We start from the raw sequence: 19,143 nt of genomic DNA, 5'->3' as shown, positions 1-19,143 counted from the left end.
GTCGTGGATGTGGTGGGTGGCCCGCGCCGCGCCTGCTTGGCGCCGCGCGGCGCGGGCATCACAAGTCTATTGACAAGGCCGGGACAACGTGACGCTGATGTCATTGGAGGAAGGAATGCCATCAGGCAACCGGTAACAGCCATAGTTCAGCGTGTAACTGCCGAAGCTCCAGCAGTTCGGGTTTGTGGCGCAGGGCGCCCCCAAGTTCTGCAGAACGCGGGGATCACAACAGATGTCCGCCACCACCACACCGTTGGCATCCGTCAGGCCCACATCAAGTCCGTATCCCCACTCCGCCGGTGGCCTCCATTGCGGCCGCACGGTGATGACACCACCAAAGTCGGCCCAGAACTGGATCAGCTGATTCCGGACCGCGCAGCCATAGCCGTCCACCAGCCGAGCCGTTATCATGAAACACTCATTCGGTGGATAGGGAACGGGGGTTGGGGGGTTGCATGGCAACATGCTGTAGGGAATCTGGGTCCTTGTGCCGGTGATGACCAGGTTGTCATCCCGATCGCCGGCCTGGAAGGGCAGCTGGAACATGGGATTGGCCGGGTTGCGCGTGACGCAGACCTCGCCCGGATGGCTGCCCGTCACCTCATTGGGGTCGAAGGGGTTGTTGTACTCCAGGATTTCTCCGGCGCTGCAGGCCCAGGCCGCGTCAATGGTGTCGCCGATGCTGGAGCAGTGATAGGTCATCCAGTCCTCGGCGATGCCGTGCAGGTGCTCGCCGTCGTCGGCGTCGAAGCCGGTGAGGCCGAAGCCGTCCATGGAGGCGATGTTGGCTGGTTCCAGGAAGAAGTAGACGGCGGTGGAGTCCTCCACGTCGTTGGAATAGCGGTCCCAAAAGTGGGCCGACCAGCGCACGCGCCAGATGGAGGCCCCCACCTGGACGCCGGTGGGATCGAAGTCCAGCGTGCCGTAGACGGGCGGGCCGGCCACGATGGTGACCAGCGAGGCGGTGGACACCACGTCATAGGAGGTGGCCTCCACCACGGCGGCGATCTGGACGATGCCCGGGCGCCGCCCGGCGTTGATCGTCATCTGGGCCTGGCCGTTCTGGGTGGTGACGTCCAGGGTGTCCCCCGCGAAGAACTGCTCCTCCGTGCCCGGCCGGCTGAGATAGACCCCCTGGGGCGCTGCCTGGATGGTGAAGTGGACGGGCAAGTCCATGGTGATGGTGGCGCCGCTGGCGTCCACCACCCGGGCCGTGACCAAGGCCACGCTGGCCGCGCCGAAGCCCAGGATCTGGATGCGCGGCGTGGCGGTGGAGAGGGTGACGTTGGCCGGCAAGCCGGATTGCACGGTGATGGTGTTGGGCGTGCTCCAGAGGGTTTCGGCCGGCGTGGTGTTGGGCCGCACGTAGTAGGCGCGCAGCATGCTGATGCCCGTCTGGTTGTTCATGGAGAAGAGGGCGCTGGCTTGGCCCGTGTCATTGGTGAAGGCGCTGGTCGTGATCTGGCCGATGCCGTTGGTGCGGAAACCGATGGCCATGCCAGCCCCCAGACGCTGGTTCTGGCTGTTGAAGACCGTGGCCGTCACCGGCGACTGCAGGGCCCCCGATTGGGGATCCGGTAGCACGGGATTGGCCACGCTAAGGGTGATATGATGGGGCGTGCCCAGGGGCAGGTCCATGGAGTAGGTGCCCACGGCCTGCAACAGGGGCGTGGGGCTGCCGCCCATGAAGTTGGCCGACAGCGTCAGGGTCTGGCCGGCGTTGTTCTCGTTGCAGTTGTGCCAGGTGACGCTGGCCACGCCGCTGCCGTCGGTGGTGGCGCTGCCGCCGATCTGCCCGTAGTCGGCCGAGAAGACGATGGTGCGGCCCACGATGGGCGAGAAGGTGTCATTGTAGCGCAGACGGGCCCGCACCGTGGTGGCGTTCTCGTCCAGGCACTCGCTGTCGATCTCCAGCTCGCCGCCCGAGGCCGGCGTGATGATGGAGAGGTCGACGGGACGGGCGTCCTGCACGGAGAACAAGTAGCTGTAAGTGCGGCCGCTGGTGTGGTTGAGGGCGAGGACGAGCTGCCCGCCCTCCTGGTCGCAGGAACGCCAGGAGAACTGCAGGATGCCGGCCTCGTCCGTGACCATGGAATACATGGTGGAGCTGGTCAGCTCGCCGAGGCTGGGCACGATGTTGAAACGCTGGCCGGAGACCGGGCTGCCGCTGTGGTCCTTGTACTGGTAGACGAAGCGGGTCGAGTCGGCGCAGAGGATGTCGCCGCGCAGCTGCGGGTTCTGGGGCAGGATGCGCTCCAGGCGGTAGCCGAAGTTGTTGAGCAGGTTGACCGTGCTCTGCGTGTTGAGGGCCGGGCTGCCGGCGATGGAGGCCGTGAAGGCGACGCGCACCGTGTCCCGTGGCTGGTTGGAGCTGTTGGCGTAGTAGACGTTGGTGGTCACGCCGCCCGCGCCGGTGAGGCCCTGGGCGGAAATGACGCCGGGAATGCCCGGGCCGATGGCCGCCACCGAGAAGTTGAGCAGCACGCCCTGCACGCCGATGCGCTGGGTGTCGTCGCCCACCGTCACGTCGCGGTAGGCGTAGACCTGCACGGGCAGGGTCTCCGCCGCGTCCTCCATCCGGTAGATGGTGGAGCCGTTCTCCGGATTGAGGAAGGCCAGCTGGATGTCGCTCTGCTCGTGGAGATAGAGGCGGGCCGAGCCCGTGCGGCTGCCGGCGGTGGCGACGAAGGTGACGGTCTGGTCGCCGGAGAAGGCGGCGTCGCTGGAAAGGACGCGGAAGGCGTAGCGGGCCTCGCCCGTTGCGTCCGTGGTGTGGTTGGTCAGCGCCACCAGCGCGCCGCCGAAACTGGATTGCACCTGGCAGCTGACGGTCACGCCGGCGATGGCCGAGCGCTGGGCGTCCAGCACCAGCACGCGCACCGTGTCGCGCAGGGCCGTGCGCGTGGACTGCGAGTAGAACAGCTCGCCCTGCTGGACGCTGACCTCGACACTGGCGATGGCGCGGCCGCTGCCGTCCCCGCCCGTGCCCTGGGTCACCGTCCGGCTGTCACAGGCCCACCAGAGGGAGGCCAGTGCCAGGGCGGCGGGGAGCAGGAATCTCATACCCTTCATCTTGGCATCCTCCGCTTACTTGTCGTTGTCCTGGATGAGGTCGTCCAGCCGCAGTTCGTCCTCGATCGCCTGGATGTTGGCCGGCAGGGGCTCCACATGGGTGCCCTCGGGCATGAGGATGCGCGGCGTGATCTGGATGACCAGATCGGTCTTGACGATGCGCTCCTCATTGGAGCGGAACAGGCCGCCGACGAAGGGCAGCTTGCTCAGGATGGGCAGGCGGTTGACCACCCGCGTCTTTTGCGTCTCCAGCAGGCCGGCGATGATGATGGACTCGCTGTCCTTGACCCGCACCGTGGTCGTGGCGGTCCGCTTCTTGACCTGCGGGATGTCGGAGTTGGGGCCGATCCAGTCCACGATGGAGCTGACCTCGGGCGACACCTCGGTGGTGATCCAGCCTTCGGGGTTGATGGAGGGTCGGATGCTTAGCTTGATGCCGACCTCCTGCTCCTTGACCGTGATCTGCTGCGTCTGGCCGCCCGCGTTGAAGACGTAGCTGACCACGTCCACCACGGCGATGTTGGCCGGCCGGTTGTTGAGCGTGGCCACCTTGCTGGCGGCCAGCACGCTGGCCTTGTTGTTGCGCAGCATGAAGTTGAGGGTCACGTCGAAGGCCGTCATCTGGCGGCTGAAGTGGCCCATGTTCTCCAGGTCCAGCGGCTGGAAGGGAGCCGTCTGGGGCAGGGCGCCGCGGGCCGTCTGGATCTCGTTCATCCAGACCCAGGGGCCTCCCGCGTTGTTCTTCCAGCCCTGGTTGCTGCTGGGATTGCCCCAGTCGTCCGGGGTCATCCAATCCTGGCGGACCTTGCCGTTCTCGGCCAGGATGTTGGTGATCTTGTTGAGGCGCGCCCAATCCACGCCCATCAACTCCTGGTCGCCCACCACGACCTCGATCAGCTTGGCCTCCAGCATGACCTGGGGCACCGGCCGATCCACGCGGGCCACCACCTCCCGCACCTCGTCCAGCACCTTGGTCGAGGTGCGCAGGATGAGGGCGTTGCCCGAGGTGTCCACCTGGGCGCTCTTGGTGAGGTCCTTGATCATCTCCCGCACTTCACTGGCGGAGACGAAGTTGAGCGGGATGACGTAGGAGGTCTGGCCGGTCTCGGTGGCGATCTTGACGGGGTCGGCCACCAGGAAGCTGTTGCCCACTTTCTCGTAGCTCAGGCCGGCGGCGCGCACCACCAGGTCCAGCGCCTCCTGGATGGGCGTGTCGGTCAGGCTGAGCGAGATGCGGTCGAACTCGTTGTCCTTCTCGGAACTCAGCTCCGAGCCGGTGACGATGTTGTAGCCCGACTGGCGGGCCAGGATGGCCAGGATGTCCGCCAGGTTGGCGTCCTGGGCATTGATGCTGACCCGGTTGTCCAGGCTGGGCGTGATGGCGTGGGCCGGGGCCAGCCAGCAGCTGGACGCCAGCAGGATGCCTCCGCAACAGATGGAAAGGAGGGATCGATTGGTCATCGGGCTCTATCTCCGTTTTCAGTGAATTCCCTCGGTATCAGAAGTCGATGTGGGCTTCGGACAGGCGCTTGGCCAAGTCCTTGGTGGCGGCCTCCACCCGCAGGGTCAGGTTCTGGCCGTTGCCGCTGAGGCGGACCTGCTCGCGGCCGATGTCCGCCACGTGGTATCCTTCGAAGCGGTCCCCCGGCGCCACCACGTGGTTCTTGTTCTTCAGGCGGATGATGGCCCGCGGCACGTCCCCGTTGATGATGCAGGAGAGGCGCGGCTTCTTCTCCAGGGCGGCAAGGAAGTTCTTGTCGTCCATCATGATGTTCTTGGAGATGATGACGCGGGACAGCTCCAGGGGATCCGTCCGGCTCTCGAAGACGAAGGTGGCGCGCTCCTTGAGGCGGTCCTCCAGGTCGTCCACCGTTTTACGCAGGCGCTTGTCGCTGCCTACCGTGATGTCGGGCCGCGCCTTCAACTCCGCCACGGTGGTGCGGAGGTTCCAGGCCTGCCAGCCGAACCAGCCCAGGGAGACGAAGAAGAGGACGATGAGCAGGTTCCAGAAGAGCTGGGCATAGGTTTTCACTGGCCATCCTCCCCGGCCAGAACGGCCGCGTTCCCGGTGTTGGCGGTGGTCGCACCTGGTCCGCCCTTCGCCACGGCGTCCGTGTCCTGGTCGCTGCGCACCAGGGTCAGGGTGGAGAACTTGACGATGAAGTTGTGTGTCTTCAGGTCATCGAAGGTGCGGGCGAAATTCAACTGGGTCAGGTCGTTGTCGATCTTGAGGAATTCCACGGTGACCAGCCGGCTGTCCTTCTCCATCTCGCTCAGGAAGCGCCCGAACTGGGCGTAGGTGCCGCGGAAGGACACCTGGTAGGGCGTGCGGATGTAGTCGGTGATGTTCTTCTCGCGCGGCAGGGCCTTGAGGTCGGTGATCTCGCAGCCCAGCTCGCTCAAGCGGACGATGATGGTGTTGAGGAAATCGAGGCTGGCTTCTTCCGTGAGGCCGTCCCTTGTGGAGCCCGCCAGGTTCTTCTCGATCATGCTGGACACGCTGACCAGTTCGCTGGCCAGGATCTGGGCGCTGATCAACTTCTCCTGCTCGAACTTCAGCTGGGCCTCCAGCTCGGTGATGCGCTGGGGTTTGGCGATGACGATGGTGCTGAAGGCGTAGCTCATGGCGATGGCGAAAGCCAGCAGCAGCACGTACCCGGTGATGTTTCGTTTCATGGGCGGCGTCCTTTCGCTGGCCTAGGATTCCTGGCCGAAGTTCATCTCGCGGCTGAGGAACTGCGGCTGGATCTTGCACTGGATCTCGAAGAGCAGGGCCTTCTGGTCGTGGCTGACGATGTCCTGGCTGCTGAAGAACTGCACGCTGGCGAAGTCCTGGTTGAAGAGGGCGTTGGCCTTGAGCTGGTCCACGAAGGCCATCACGTTGTCGATGGGATCGACCCCCTCGCGCACCTTGTGGACGCCCACGATGTAGAGGTAGCCCTTCTCGAAGCGCACGCTGGTCAGGGCCATCTCCCGCGAGCATTCCATGCCCAGGCCCATGATCTTGCGCGTCCAGAGGAGGCGGCTCTTCTCCATCTTGGCCAAGCGCAGGATGTCCTGCTTGGACAGCTTGTTGCCCGTTTCCTTCAGTTCCAGCAGCTCGGCCTTGACCTGTTCGATCTTGGCCTCCTTGTCGGCGATCATGTGGTCCAGCTCACGGTTGCTGGACCAGGTCCACCATGAGACGCCGCCCGCCAGCAGGGCCAGGAGGACAAGCAGGGCCCAGCGCTGGTTGTCCAGCTGCTGCGCGATGCGCGCCGCCTTGTCCTCGCCCTTGTTGAGGTTGATGCGGTAGAGGTGTTGCAACTCAGTCCCTCCTCATCGCCAGGCCCACGCACTGGGCGAACTGCGGTCCCTGCAGGGGCAGGTTCTCGGCGCCTTCCAGCTCGGCCAGGGGATTCCAGGCCTCGACGGGCAGATTGAACTTCTCGGTGAGCAGCTCGGGCAGGCCGGGCATGGCCGCGCCTCCGCCCGTCAGCAGCACCTTGCCGAAATCATTCTTGCCGCTCTCCTTGGCGTAGAAACGCAGGGTGCGGCGGATCTCGTCGAGGAAATCCTCGAGCACGGTGCGCTGCTGCAGGGCCAGGGCCGAACTGCCGTCGCCGTTGCCTCCGTGGAAGGCGGCCACCCCGTTCTTGCGCTTGCGCTCCTCCGCCTCCTCGATGGGCAGCGACTTCTGGCGGGCCAGATCCTCGCTCAGGTGCCAACCGCCCAGGGGGATCTCACGGTAGAAGACCTTGGTCTGCCGCCCCGTGATGATGAACTGCGTGCCGCGCGCCCCCAGGTTGAGGAAGAGCAGCATGCCCTGGTCGGGCAGCTGGGCGTTCTGGGCGAAGGAGTTGAGGACGGCGAGGGGCTCCAAGTCCACCACGCCCGGCTTGAAGCCCGCCTCGCGCAGGATGCCCTCGTGCCAGCCGTACATCTTGCGCGTGGTGGCCACCAGCAGGATCCTCGTCTTCTGGGGATCCTCCGGATCCTCCCCCAGCGTCTGGTGATCGATGATCGTGTCCGAGTCGTCCAGAGGCAGGTGCTTGCGGGCCTCGAAGATGAGGCTGGAGGCCAGCTCCTCCTCCGTCATGCGGACGGAGACGATCTCCTTCATGCTGGTGGCGGGTCCGCCCAGGGACGTGACCAGCGACTTCACCTTGCCCGGATTGATGCGCAGGTCGCCCATCAATTCCCTCAAGGTGAGCAGCGTCTCCGACTTGCGGAGCTTTTTGGGTTCGTAGGGCGCCTCGCCCCGGATCTCCCGGACGCCGGCCTTGACGACCCGCGGCGTCTTGTGGTGGAACTCGCACAGCACGGCCTTGATGGAGTGCGTGCCGATGTCGAGTCCCAGCGTCTGGTTGGATTGTCCTCCGAAGAACATGCGCTGGTGTCCTTGCTGCTGATCGATCACCCGTTGTGTCAGTTGGTCAGGATTTCCCGGCGCGCCTTGCGCCAGCGGTCATAATCCGGCACCACCATCTCCGTGGCCACGTCCTGGCTGCCGTCGGCGTAGGTGACGCGGAACCAGACGGGCGGGCCGCCGGAAAGGAAATTGTCGTCGTAGCGATAAACCTTCTGATTATAGCCGATGGTGGCCTGCCCCCAGGGCCCGGGCGCGTTGCGGATGACAAAGCCGCGGTGGCTCTGCACGATGCTGCCCGTCAACCAGATGGTGCCCCGCCGGTCGGTGAGCTGAACCGCCCCGTCGCAACGCTTGTACCGGTAATTGGGAGGCCAGGGTTGTGCCGGCAGGGGCAGTGGCCGCCAGATGCGCACCGCACCGTTGGCGGGAGGATCACAATCCTCCGCCGTGCTGTTCGATAGGGCCTGCATGGCCGCCCCCCAGGCCGTCGTGTTCCAGAACTCGGCCTCGTAGGAGCAGCCGACGGCGAAGAGGGCGGCGGTGATGATCACGTCGCGGCGGCCCTGACTACAGATGTTGCCGATGTTGGAATCCGTGGCCGGATTGTAGACGATGCCGCAGGTGAGGCCACCGCCCACCCCGTCGGAAAAACCGTTGGGCAGGGTGGCGGCGATGATGATGTCCTTCTCGCTGGCCAGGCCGATGCGGTGGGGAGAGCCCACCGGCACCTTTCCGAATTCCGCCAGGTTGCCGCACTGGGAGAGCTGTGTGTCGTAGGTGATGATGTTGTCCATGATGAACATGGAGTCACTGGAGAGGATTGTGATCTTGCCCTGGACAATGCCCTCCAGGCGGCAGACCCCCTTCACGTAGATCATCTCGCGGCCCTGGGCGGTGGGCAGGTTCTTGCTCACCCAGTTCTGCCCGTTCACCTGCTTGTAGATGGTGTCCACCCCGGCGGCCAGGGTGTCGGCCCAGTACTGGGCCACATGGTAGCGGCGGTCGCGGAACTTGAGCAGGGTGGTGAGGGGGTGCCGGCGGATGTTGCCTCCCTCATCGACGTCCTCGTGGGCTTCGTAGGTGTGGTCGGGGAGACGCTGCTCCTTGATCTGGCTGATGGCATTGGCTGGTGGCCACTGGATGACGGGGAAGGGGATGGTGTAGCCGCCCTGGAAGACCTGGTCATAATTACCAACAGACAGGTTATCCACGACATCCTCGGTTTGTGTGAAGAAGCCGTGGAAGATGGGCCAGCCAAAGTCAGAGATGCGGGCGCGTCCGTTGATGTGCACTCGGCCGTACCAGTTCTCGTTGACGCCAAAGGTGACGGGGTTGTTCTCGGGGCTTTCCTCCCCGTTGGAGAAGTACATGAAGCGGGAGAAGTCGCTGAAGGTGAGGCCCAGGGCGCTGCGGTGGCGTGCCTCGCGCACGGTGTTGGTCCGGCGGTCCCGCCAGGTGACCACCCCCTGCGCCGAGACGAAGTAGAAGGGCTTGGAGCTGGTGACGTCGAAGACCTTGTCCATCTTCAGGCTGTCGTAGGCGAAGCGGAAGGCGTAACCGTCGTCGGAGGACATGAACGTGTTGCTCATCATGTCCGTCATGGCGCGGGGTTCCATGAAATTGTTCTCGTTGTCCCCGCCGTCGGCCAGCTCCGGGTTCTGCATGAAGGCCGGCACCCCGTAGCGGGCCACGGCGTACTCGCTGCAGTAGCGGGCATAGATGTCCGCCCGCTGGCGCATCAGTTCGAAGCGGTGGGAGCGGTTCTGCATGAAATGGGCCGTGGCGATGCTGAGGGCCACCATGCTAAGCATGACGGTCAGCAGCAGGATGGCGACGCCGCCCTCCCCCGCCGCCATCCGGCGCAAGCCGGGCCGCCCGCCCGAGGACATGGTTGTCGGCTGCATGTCCGTCTCCTTTCCCTTGCTCATCGCGCCGCCAGCTCCTGTCGGCGCAGGGCCCGCCAGCGGTCGTAATCGGGCACGACCATCTCGGTCACCACGTCCACGCTGCCATCTTCGTAGGTGACGCGGAACCAGACAGGGGGGCCGCCCGCCAGGAAGTTGTCGTCGTAGCGGTAGACCTTGCCCGTGTAGCCAATGGAACGGTCGCCCCAGTATTCGTTGCCGTTGCGGATGACAAAACCGCGGTGCGTCTGCACGATGGAGCCGCAGAGCCAGATGAGGCCGCGGTTGTCGAACATGCCGCTGGCGCCCGGGCACTGGGCCGGTGTCCACACCCGGGCATGGGCGTTGCAGATGTTGGGTCGGCCCGGGTATTCGCATTGCCCGTCCTGCGGTCCGGTGGGAGGCGTGCCCCCCTGCCAGGCGGTGGTGTTCCAGAACTCCGCCTCGTAGCTGCAGGCCACGGCGAAGAGGGCGGCGGTGATGATCACGTCCTTGCGCGCCTGGCCGCAGGTGCTCACGACGGGGTCGTTGGCCAGGGCGCAGGTGGGTCCGTTGTTGGCGCCGTTGGAGAAGCCGTTGGCCAGGGTGGAGGCGATGATGATGTTGTTCTCGCTGGCCAGGCCGATGCGGTTGGGGGAGCCGAGGGGCACCTTGCCGAATCGCTCCTGGCTGCCGCAGGAAACGACGTCCGTGTCCTCGGTGATGACGTCCCCCATGATGAAGAGGGAATCGGAGGCGAGCACCGTCACCTTGCCCCGCACCACGCCCTGCAGGCGGCAGACCCCCTTCACATAGATCAGCTCCCGGCCCGGCGTGGTGGGGAGATTGCGCCGCAGCCAGTTCTGCGCGCCCTGGATGGGGACATAGATGGTGTCGCCAGCGGCGCCCAGGGTGTCGGCCCGGTACTGGGCCACCCAATATTGGCTGCGGTCGAACTTGATCCAGGTTGTGAGCGGATGCGTCGTCGAATAGAGGGAATCGTGGACCTCGTAGGAGGCCTCGTAGGTGTGGTCGGCGGTGCGCAGCTCCTTGATCTGGTCGATGGCCCGGGCGGGCGGCCACTGGATGCGCGGGTGGGGAATGAACCAGCCGCCCAGAAAGACATCCTCGTACTGGGTCGATGTCAGGTTGATGACATCATCGGCCGTCTGCGAGAACAGGCCATGGAAGCGGGGACGGTTGCTGTTGTTGGAGATGGCGGCGCGGCCGTTGACGTGGACGCGGCCGTACCAGTCCTCGTTGGCGCCGAAGTAGACTTGGTTGCCTTCGGGCGAGATCTCGCCGTTGGAGAAGTACATGAAGCGCGAGAAATCGCTGAAGGTGAGGGCCAGGGCGCTGCGGTGGCGGGCCTCGCGCGGCCGGCCGCGGCCGTCGGACCAGGTGACGACGCCCTGGGCGCTGACAAAGTAGAAGGCCTTGGAGCTGGACAGGTCGAAGACCTTGTCCATCATCAGGCTGTCATAGCCGAAAGCGAAGGAGTGGGCCGCATCGTCCCCCTGGAAGGCCCCGGGCATGATGTCGCCCAGGCGCCGGGGCTCGATCCAGTTCTGCTCGTCCCGGTTGACGTCGGCCAGCTCCGGACGCTGCATGAAGGCGGGCACGCCGTAGCGGGCCACGGCATACTCGCTGCAATAGCGGGCGTAGACCTCGGCCCGTTGGCGCATCAACTCGAAACGATGCTGGCGGTTCTGCATGAAATGGGCGCCCGCCACGCTGAGGGCCACCGTGCTGAGCAGCACGGTGAGCAGCAGCACGGCCACCCCTCTTTCTCCGTCCCGCCGCGGACCCCGCCCGCCGGGCAGTCCGCTGGCCAGCGTGCCGAGCAGCAAGGCGAGCAGCGCGGCCACGCCGCACTCCACCGCCCGCAGCCGGCCCGCGCCGGTCGAAGCGGCGGCGCTGGAGCGGGACTGTGGGCGCGGGCAAGGCATCTCAGCTTCCTTGTCCGGACTGCAAGAGGCGGTTCTCGGTGATATGCTTGTTGGGCGTGGTGAAAATGCGCCGGAAGGTGCGCTCCACCTTGTAGTCGCTCGCCTTGTCTTCCAGTTCCAGCGTAAGCACCACCTCCGAGAGGATGTTGCCGATGCGCGGATTGACGAACTCGCGATCCTGGTAGGAGCGCACCCGGAAATCCTTGACGTAGACCCGGTACTTGAGCTTGCGATGGCGGTCGGGGTCCAGTTCAGCGGGCGGGAACTTGTCGATGAAGGCGGGGCGCTGCCCGTTGTGGCGGATGATCACCTTGCGCTCCCCCTCCCGCGTGAAGCGGCTCTCCATCTTGCGACCCATGTTGGTGGTGCCCACGAAATTGAATTCCAGGTCCTGGCGAACCGTGCCGCCCGCGTTGGCGTTGCGCTCCACCTCGGCGGCGGTGCCGAAAGAGGTGGCCGTCTCGTCCAGGATCATGTCGGCGTAGTAGTACATGTCGGTCAGGACCTTGTCCCGGGCCATCTGGCGGGCCTGCACGATGAGCACCGTCGTCATGCCCAGCACCATCACGGCCAGCATGCTGACAGAGACCATCAACTCAGTCAGGTAGATGCCCCGTTCGGAGCGTCCCAGGGTGCGCAGAGCGTTCATGGTGCCCCCCTTTCCTAGCGGATCTGGTTGATGGCGGTGCGCAGGGTCTCCCGCCGCATGACGCCGCGCTCCGGCCAGCGGATGGCCACCGTGATCTCATAGGCGTCGGCCCCGTTGAGGCGGATGAGGGATATCTGGGGGGCGGGGTCGAACTCGGCCAGGATGTAGTTGCGGCGCCCGCGCTTGCCCGTGTCCAGGTTGACGATGTGCCGGGTGTTGGGGCGCGGGTGGTTGGGGCCGTAGATGAAGACGGCCGCCTTCCAGTATTCGATCTCGGCCTGCAGTTCCTCCAGGGCGCGCAGGCGGCGGTACTCCACCTGCGTGTTCTCATGGGCCTGGTAGATGTTCTTGACCAGCGCCGTGGAGGCCACGGCCAGCATCAGCACCGCGATGATGAGCTGCGGATAGAAGGAGATGCCGCGCTCGGAGCGGAGCCAGGACGGACCCGGCTGGACGGCGGTTCCGGTTCTCGACATGCAGGCCTCCCTTCTCGCGGTGTCCGATCGGGTGGGGATCAGACGTAATGGTCGCCCAGCTCCAGGTCGAAGACCTTGGGATTCTCGGCGATCTGGATCGCCTCGGAGCGGTCCACCTTGCCTTCGCGCACCAGGCGCAGCAGATCCCCGTCCAGGGTGTGCATGCCCGCTTTCGAGCCGGACTGGATGACGTTGGGGATCTGGAAGATCTTGTCCTCGCGGATGAGGTTGCGCACCGCCGTGGTGGCCACCATCACCTCGGTGGCGACGACGCGGCCCTTGCCGTCCTTGGTGGGCAGCAGGCGTTGGGCCACCACCGCCTCCAGCGACTCCGACAGCATGGAGCGGACCTGCTGCTTCTGGGCGCTGGGGAAGATGTCGATGACGCGGTCGATGGTCTTGGTCGCGCTGGAGGTGTGCAGGGTGGCGAGCACCAAGTGGCCGGTCTCGGCCGCCGTGAGGGCCAGCTGCACCGTCTCCAGGTCGCGCATCTCGCCCACCAGGATGACGTCGGGATCCTCGCGCAGGGCCACGCGCAGGGCGCTGGCGAAGGTGTGCGTGTTCGCCCCCACTTCGCGCTGGTTGATCATGCAGTTGCGCGAGGTGTGGAAGAACTCGATGGGATCCTCGATGGTGATGACGTGCTTCTCGTAGGCATCGTTGATGATGTCCACCATGGCCGCCAGGGTGGTGGACTTGCCCGAGCCGGTGGGCCCGGTGAGCAGCACCAGGCCGCGGTCCTTGAGGGCCAGCTCGGTCAACACCTTGCCGGGCAGGCCCAACTCATCAAGCGTCTTCAACGTATCCGGGATGGTGCGGAAAACCGCCGCCGAGCCCAGGATCTGCTGGAAGAAGTTGACGCGGAAGCGCGCCACGCCATCCAACTTGTAGGAGAAGTCCACCTCGAACTTCTCCTCGAAGGTCTGCTTCATGCGGGAGTTCATCACCCGGGCGGCGTAGCTGTCCATCGCCTCCTGGGTCATGATGCCCATGTTGAGCTTCTTCAAAGCGCCATGGAGGCGGATCATGGGCGTGTTGCCCACCGAGAGGTGCAGGTCGGAAGCGCCCTGCTCCACCGCGAACTTCAGTAGTTGATCGATATCCACACGGACCCCAGTGCTAGGTCAGAGACAAGGTGAGAACTCTCGTCAAATCGGAGCGAGCCAGTGACATGCTTGGGCGAAGGCGATCCAGGAGCGCCAGCGCGCCCGCCGGTCGGCTGGCGGGCCGGACCGGACATGCGAAGCGGAAGAGAAACAAGGAGGTCGGCCGCCCAAGGCGGCCGACCGGTTGCTCTACTCGCCCGTGGTCTTGGGGAAGCCGTAGCCTTCCCAGCGACCTTCCTGGATGTTGAAGGTGACGACGTTGCCGGCGCCGCCCTTCATCTCGGCCGTGGACGTGGCCTGGACCTGCTGGTCGCCCACCAGCTGGAAGGTCCACATGCGCATGGTGGCATTGTCCAGCTCGACATATCCCTGGTCGGTCAGGGCCGTGATGTCGGAGGGCCAGTTGCCCGTCTCCTGCTGGTAGATCTTGGACGCATTCAGAATGGCGTTGATCTGAACCTTGGCGTCGGAGGCGCGTGCGCCCTTGACGGCCTGGATGTACTTGGGCACGGCGATGGCAGCCAGGATGGCCACCAGGATCACCACGATCAGCACTTCGACCAGGGTAAAGCCACGCTCGTCTTTGCGGAACTGCATCCCTCTGTCTCCCAAGTTATTGGTGTCTGGCCCTTTGGTCAGGGTCGGCTTGACGCACGACCATGAAATCGTTTCAAAGTAGGGACCTGGGTGCCGGGTGGCAAGGTGGTCGACCCCGCGCCACGCGTCCGGCAATCCTTACAGGAGTCTTCTCTCCTTTAACATGGCCACCGGACCGCCTGACGGACGGGTGGCACGGCCAGCCCCTTTGGAGACCTTCTTCCCCGATTGCGGAGCTGGTGCAATTATTCTGCCAATTGAAAGGCCAACAAGCGACCCGTTCAATCCAGGGCACCCCACCTAGCAATGGTGGACCAGTGTTGTTCCGTTATTGGCGTATGTCATCACCATCCTTTCCCATGCTGCAGAATCAGTCGTCCCCATGGCAAGGGATCCGGCGCTCCCGTCCGGCCGCCAAGGCCCTGGGCGGTCCGCCTCACAGCAGCTGGCGGAAGAAGTCATTCCCCTTGTCGTCCACCAGGATGATGGCCGGGAAGTCCTTCACCTCGATTTCCCAAATGGCTTCCATGCCGAATTCGGGGTAGTCGATGATCTTCTGGCTCAGGATGTGGTTTTTCGCCAGGAGGGCCGCCGGGCCGCCCGGGGAACCCAGATAGAAGCCGCCGTTGGCCTGGCAGGCCTCGGTCACCGCCTGGCTGCGGTTGCCCTTGGCGATCATGATGTGGCTGCCGCCCGCCTTCTGGAAGCTGTCGACGTAGGAGTCCATGCGCTGGGCCGTGGTCGGTCCGAAGGATCCGGTGGCCATGCCGTTGGGTCGCTTGGCCGGACCGGCGTAGTAGACGGGATGGCGGCACATGTACTCGGGCAGGGGCTCGCCCTTCTGCAACCGCGCATGGAGGGCGGCATGGGCCATGTCGCGGGCCACCACCAGTTTGCCAGTCAGGCGCAGGAGGGTCTTGACAGGGTGCCGGCTGAGTTCGCCGCGGATCTCCTCCATCGGGCGGTTGAGGTCGATGGGCACGCCGGTGGCGAAGTCCTGCTCGGAGTCCTTGAGGAAGCGCATGGGATCCAGGTCCAGTTGCTCCAACCAGATGCCATCCGCATCGATGCGGCCCTTGATGTTGCGGTCGGCGCTGCACGAGACGCCCATCCCGATGGGGCAGCTGGCGCCATGGCGGGGCAGGCGCACCACGCGGACGTCGTGACAGAAGTACTTGCCGCCGAACTGGGCGCCGATCCCCAGGCGGCGCGACTCCTCAAGCAGCTCCTGCTCCAGCTCCAGGTCGCGGAAGGCCTGGCCGCCCGGACCGGCCTGGGTGGGCAGGCCGTCGTGCCAGCCGCAGGAGGCCAGCTTGACCACTTTCATCACCGCCTCGGCGCTGGTGCCGCCCACGACGAAGACCAGGTGGTAGGGCGGACAGGCCGCCGTGCCCAACGTCTTCATCTTCTCGACGAGGAAGGGCTTGAGCGCGGCCGGCGTGAGCACGGCCTTGGTCATCTGGAAGAGCTGGCTCTTGTTGGCGCTGCCCCCGCCCTTGGCCACGAAGAGAAAGCGGTAGTCCGTGCCGTGGCAGGCCATGATGTCGATCTGGGCCGGCAGGTTGGTGCCGGAGTTCTTCTCCTCATACATGCTGAGCGGCAGCATCTGGGAATAGCGGAAGTTCTCCTGGGTGTAGGCGCGGAACACGCCCAGGGAGACGGCCTCCTCGTCGCGGCCGGAGGTGGCCACCCGGTGGCCCTTCTTGGCGTAAATGATGGCCGTGCCCGTGTCCTGGCAGAAGGGCAGGTTCCGTTCGGCGGAAATGACGGCGTTGAGCAGCATGGCGCGGGCGATGTAGCGGTCGTTGTCGCTGGCCTCGGGATCCTCCAGGATGCGCGCCACCAGCTCCTGGTGGCTGGTCCGCATCAGGAAATTGACATCGGTGAAGGCCTTGCGGGTCAGCAGCGAGATGGCCTCATGCCCGACCTTGAGCACGACGTCGCCCTTGAAGGCGATGGGCTCCAGATAGTCCTTGCCCAGCGACGTGTAGGTGGCCGTGTCCTCGCCCAGTGGAAAGGGGTCGTGGTACTGGAACTCCATGATGCCTCCTGTGATTGTCCATACCCACCGAAGCACTCGGGATCTCTATCGGGATCGGGATCGGGATCGAAACTCGATAGCGATAGCGATACCGATAGCGATGGCGATGGCGATGGCGATCAGATTGTCTTCATGCCGATGATGGACATGAACTCGGCCCGGGTCTCCTGGTCATCATGGAACTCGCCCAGCATGGCGCTGGTGGTGGCGTAGGAGTTCTGCTTCTCCACGCCGCGCATTTGCATGCACATGTGGCGGGCCTCCATCACCACGGCCACGCCGGCGGGCTCGAGGACGTGCATGAGGGTCTGGGCCACCTGGTGGGTCAGCCGCTCCTGCACCTGCAGGCGCCGGGCGTGCATGTCGATGATGCGGGGGATCTTGGAGAGGCCGATCACCTTGCCGCGGGGCAGATAGCCCACGTGGGCCCGGCCGAAGAAGGGCAGCAGGTGGTGCTCGCAGAGGCTGAAGAACTCCACGTCCTTCACCACCACCAGTTCACTGCACTCCTCGTGGAAGATGGCGTCGTTGAGCAGGTGCCCCAGATTGATGCGGTAACCCTGGGTGAGGAAGTTCCAGGCCGTGGCCACGCGCTGGGGCGTGCGCAACAGTCCCTCCCGCGCCGGATCCTCCCCCACCTGGACCAGCAGCTCGCGGGTCAGCTCCTCGACGCGCCGGATGTGATGCCCGTCCATCTTGCTCCCAGTTGTTCTTGATGTGTCCCGCCCGGTGCGCCCCAGGCAGCCCGGCCGCCATGACGAGACGCGGGAGGCGGGCCTCCTCAGGCCTCATCCCCCTCCCAGGCCAGTTCCTCCGGATCCTCGTGCACCCGGGACTTGAGCAGGGCCACGGCAAGATAAAAGAAGGGCGTGTCCAGCAGGGCCACGATCACCTTGAAGAGAAAACCCATGGCCAGCAGGCTGCTGAAGCGTTCCCAGGGGATGACGCCGGCCAGGCAGAGCAGGCCCAGGACGGATCCCGTGTCCACGAACTGCGAGACGATGGTCGAACCGTTGTTGCGCAACCAAAGATGGCGGCCGCGCGTGAGGCGCTTCCAGAAGTGGAAGAGGCGGATGTCGATGAACTGGGCGGCCAGATAGGCCGTCATGGAGGCGAAGACGGCGGGGCCGAAGAGACCGAAGACGCGGCGGAAGGTCGGTCCGTCCACCGGCGACCAGTCCGTGGCCGGGGCCAGATCGGCCACGATCACCACTCCCATCACGAAGATCGAGGCGAAGAGGCCGGAGACCACCACCTGGTTGGCCTTGCGTCGTCCATAGAGCTCGCTGATGATGTCGGTCACCAGGAAGGTGATGGGATAGGGCAGGATCCCCACGCTGAGTTCGAAGGTGACCAGTCCAAAGGGACTCCAGGTGAAGAACTTCTGGAAGATGAGGTTGCAGGCCACCAGGGCGGCGATGAAAAGGCCGGCCAGCACAAGGAAAAGTCGTTCGCGGAAACCCATTCCTGCCCTTCTCCCCACCTGTGGCGGAGCGCTTGGTGAACACAAAGCACATTGACACCTGCGATCGAATGCGAGACAAAGGGGCGACGGCCGCGCTGATACTGATACCGATACCGATACCGATATCGATACCGATATCGATACCAATGAAAATGGGGCGGATCAGTCCATGGCCGAGGGACAAAGATCCGCCAGCACGCACTCGCCGCAACGCGGCCGCCGGGCCACACAGACGGCTCGCCCGTGGTCGATGATGCGGTGGGTGAACGCGACCCACTCGGCGGGAGGCAGCAGGGCCATCATCTCCCGTTCGATCACCTCCGGATCCCGGCTGGCCACCAGGCCAAGCAGACCGAGGATGCGGATCATGTGGGTGTCCACCACGAGGGCGGGCTTCCCATGCCAGGCGCCCAGCACGCAGTTGGCCGTCTTGCGACCCACCCCCGGCAGGCGGATCAGCTCCTCCAGGGTGGCGGGCACTTGGCCGCCATGCTCCTCGACGATGCGGCGACAGGCCCCCTGGATGGAGCGCGCCTTCTGGTTGTGGTAGCCGCAGGCATGAACGGCGGCGGCCAGCTCCTCCCGGGGCGCCCCCGCCAGGGCGGCCGCATCGGGCCAGCGGGTGAAGAGGGCGGGCGTCACCTGGTTGACGCGGGCATCCGTGCACTGGGCCGACAGAATGGTGGCCACCAGCAGCTGATGGGCACTGTCATGGTGCAGGGAACAGCGGCTGTCCGGCCAGGCATTCCGCAGCCGCCGGGCCACCGCCTGTGCCCTCTTGCTCAGGGCCACCCGGGACTCCCCGGCCACCCGCCTCCTGTCTCCCCCCATGCCGCCCCCCTGTCGCCGTCCCCGGCAAGAAGTAACCAAAAGCCGAAGTGGAAAGAAGACAGGACGGTGAAGGCCGCGGGCCAACCTCCGGTTGATCCCGGCCTGAACCAGAGACCATGGTGTCCGCTTAAGGTGATAGGGCCCTCGTCCGACAAGGCATTGCGGCGTAAGCGCCGCCTCTTCCCGCTATCTCGCGAAAAGAAAGCGGGGCAAAGAAAAGGCTCGCAGACCCTGACCAACGACGTTTGTGACACGCGCGGGGTCGCGCGTATCAGTTCTCCCTGGTCACCATCTCTTCGGCCTCTGCGCGCGCATACTTCCCGCCTTCGCTGCGTTACGGCGGTCAGTCGCGACGCGCGATGAGGCCTAATTCTGGACCCTGGGGCAAACCCCCATCCCGGCCTTCCCCCTGGGAGGGGGAAGGAGGTCTCACGCGGTGAAGGCCGCGGGCCTGAACCGAGAACACGGGATGTTCACTCACCTGACGCGCCCTCTGTCCGACGCCCGCTGTGAGGCGGGCTGGTCAGGGCCGGTGAGGTCTTGGAGAGCGCTTCTTTGGCCCACCTTTCTTTCGCCCGTGAAAGAAAGGAGCAGGAACGCGGCGCTTGCGCCGCAAGACCCAGCATCGCCACGCGTGACGTGGCCTAATTCTGGACCCTGGGGCAAACCCCCATCCCGGCCTTCCCCCTGGGAGGGGGAAGGAGGTCTCACGCGGTGAAGGCC

Annotated in this window: 16 protein-coding genes; all 16 read right to left on the bottom strand. The window is 65.2% G+C overall.

The genetic code is table 11. The features are described from left to right. Positions 1-66 precede the first annotated feature (66 nt). A complete protein-coding gene (locus tag Q8O14_10890; protein ID MDP2361239.1) occupies positions 67-3,072 on the bottom strand; it encodes a hypothetical protein in 3,006 nt (1,001 codons plus the stop codon). A gap of 15 nt (positions 3,073-3,087) precedes the next feature. Continuing rightward, positions 3,088-4,533 (bottom strand): hypothetical protein, encoded by a 1,446-nt coding sequence (locus Q8O14_10885; protein MDP2361238.1) that lies wholly within the window; start codon positions 4,531-4,533, stop codon positions 3,088-3,090. A gap of 37 nt (positions 4,534-4,570) precedes the next feature. After that, positions 4,571-5,104, bottom strand: coding sequence for a hypothetical protein (locus Q8O14_10880; protein ID MDP2361237.1), 534 nt, complete (start codon positions 5,102-5,104; stop codon positions 4,571-4,573). Then, positions 5,101-5,748 carry a type 4a pilus biogenesis protein PilO gene (gene pilO / locus Q8O14_10875; GenBank protein MDP2361236.1) on the bottom strand — a complete coding sequence of 216 codons (648 nt, stop codon included), beginning with the start codon at positions 5,746-5,748 and terminating at the stop codon, positions 5,101-5,103. Before pilO ends, Q8O14_10880 begins: the two co-directional genes overlap by 4 nt. Before the next feature lie 21 nt (positions 5,749-5,769). Beyond that, positions 5,770-6,378, bottom strand: a complete 609-nt coding sequence (locus Q8O14_10870; GenBank protein ID MDP2361235.1) for a hypothetical protein — start codon at positions 6,376-6,378, stop codon at positions 5,770-5,772. A 1-nt stretch (position 6,379) separates the two neighbouring features. Continuing rightward, positions 6,380-7,441, bottom strand: coding sequence for a type IV pilus assembly protein PilM (pilM, locus tag Q8O14_10865; GenBank protein MDP2361234.1), 1,062 nt, complete (start codon positions 7,439-7,441; stop codon positions 6,380-6,382). Positions 7,442-7,479: 38 nt separating this feature from the next. Further along, positions 7,480-9,351, bottom strand: a complete 1,872-nt coding sequence (locus tag Q8O14_10860; GenBank protein ID MDP2361233.1) for a hypothetical protein — start codon at positions 9,349-9,351, stop codon at positions 7,480-7,482. Next, complete coding sequence (locus Q8O14_10855; protein ID MDP2361232.1) at positions 9,348-11,255, bottom strand: hypothetical protein; 1,908 nt, start codon at positions 11,253-11,255, stop codon at positions 9,348-9,350. Before Q8O14_10855 ends, Q8O14_10860 begins: the two co-directional genes overlap by 4 nt. A 1-nt stretch (position 11,256) precedes the next feature. Further along, positions 11,257-11,904, bottom strand: coding sequence for a hypothetical protein (locus Q8O14_10850; GenBank protein MDP2361231.1), 648 nt, complete (start codon positions 11,902-11,904; stop codon positions 11,257-11,259). Positions 11,905-11,918: 14 nt separating this feature from the next. After that, positions 11,919-12,380, bottom strand: a complete 462-nt coding sequence (locus Q8O14_10845) for a hypothetical protein (GenBank protein MDP2361230.1) — start codon at positions 12,378-12,380, stop codon at positions 11,919-11,921. A 38-nt stretch (positions 12,381-12,418) separates the two neighbouring features. Next, positions 12,419-13,486: a type IV pilus twitching motility protein PilT gene (locus Q8O14_10840; GenBank protein MDP2361229.1), complete on the bottom strand. Its 1,068-nt coding sequence runs from the start codon at positions 13,484-13,486 to the stop codon at positions 12,419-12,421. Between the two features lie 189 nt (positions 13,487-13,675). Beyond that, positions 13,676-14,083: a prepilin-type N-terminal cleavage/methylation domain-containing protein gene (locus Q8O14_10835; GenBank protein ID MDP2361228.1), complete on the bottom strand. Its 408-nt coding sequence runs from the start codon at positions 14,081-14,083 to the stop codon at positions 13,676-13,678. Between the two features lie 436 nt (positions 14,084-14,519). Next, positions 14,520-16,124, bottom strand: a complete 1,605-nt coding sequence (locus Q8O14_10830; protein MDP2361227.1) for a FumA C-terminus/TtdB family hydratase beta subunit — start codon at positions 16,122-16,124, stop codon at positions 14,520-14,522. Between the two features lie 119 nt (positions 16,125-16,243). Continuing rightward, positions 16,244-16,819: a GTP cyclohydrolase I FolE gene (gene folE / locus Q8O14_10825; protein MDP2361226.1), complete on the bottom strand. Its 576-nt coding sequence runs from the start codon at positions 16,817-16,819 to the stop codon at positions 16,244-16,246. An 86-nt stretch (positions 16,820-16,905) separates the two neighbouring features. Further along, the gene (locus tag Q8O14_10820) at positions 16,906-17,589 is read right to left on the bottom strand and encodes a queuosine precursor transporter (GenBank protein MDP2361225.1); all 684 of its coding nucleotides are present in this window, start codon (positions 17,587-17,589) and stop codon (positions 16,906-16,908) included. A 162-nt stretch (positions 17,590-17,751) separates the two neighbouring features. Next, positions 17,752-18,399, bottom strand: a complete 648-nt coding sequence (gene nth, locus Q8O14_10815; GenBank protein ID MDP2361224.1) for an endonuclease III — start codon at positions 18,397-18,399, stop codon at positions 17,752-17,754. Positions 18,400-19,143 lie beyond the last annotated feature (744 nt).

The organism is bacterium, from assembly GCA_030685015.1.
In the GTDB taxonomy this organism is placed as follows: domain Bacteria; phylum CAIWAD01; class CAIWAD01; order CAIWAD01; family CAIWAD01; genus CAIWAD01.
This window is presented reverse-complemented; position numbering and strand designations above follow the sequence as displayed.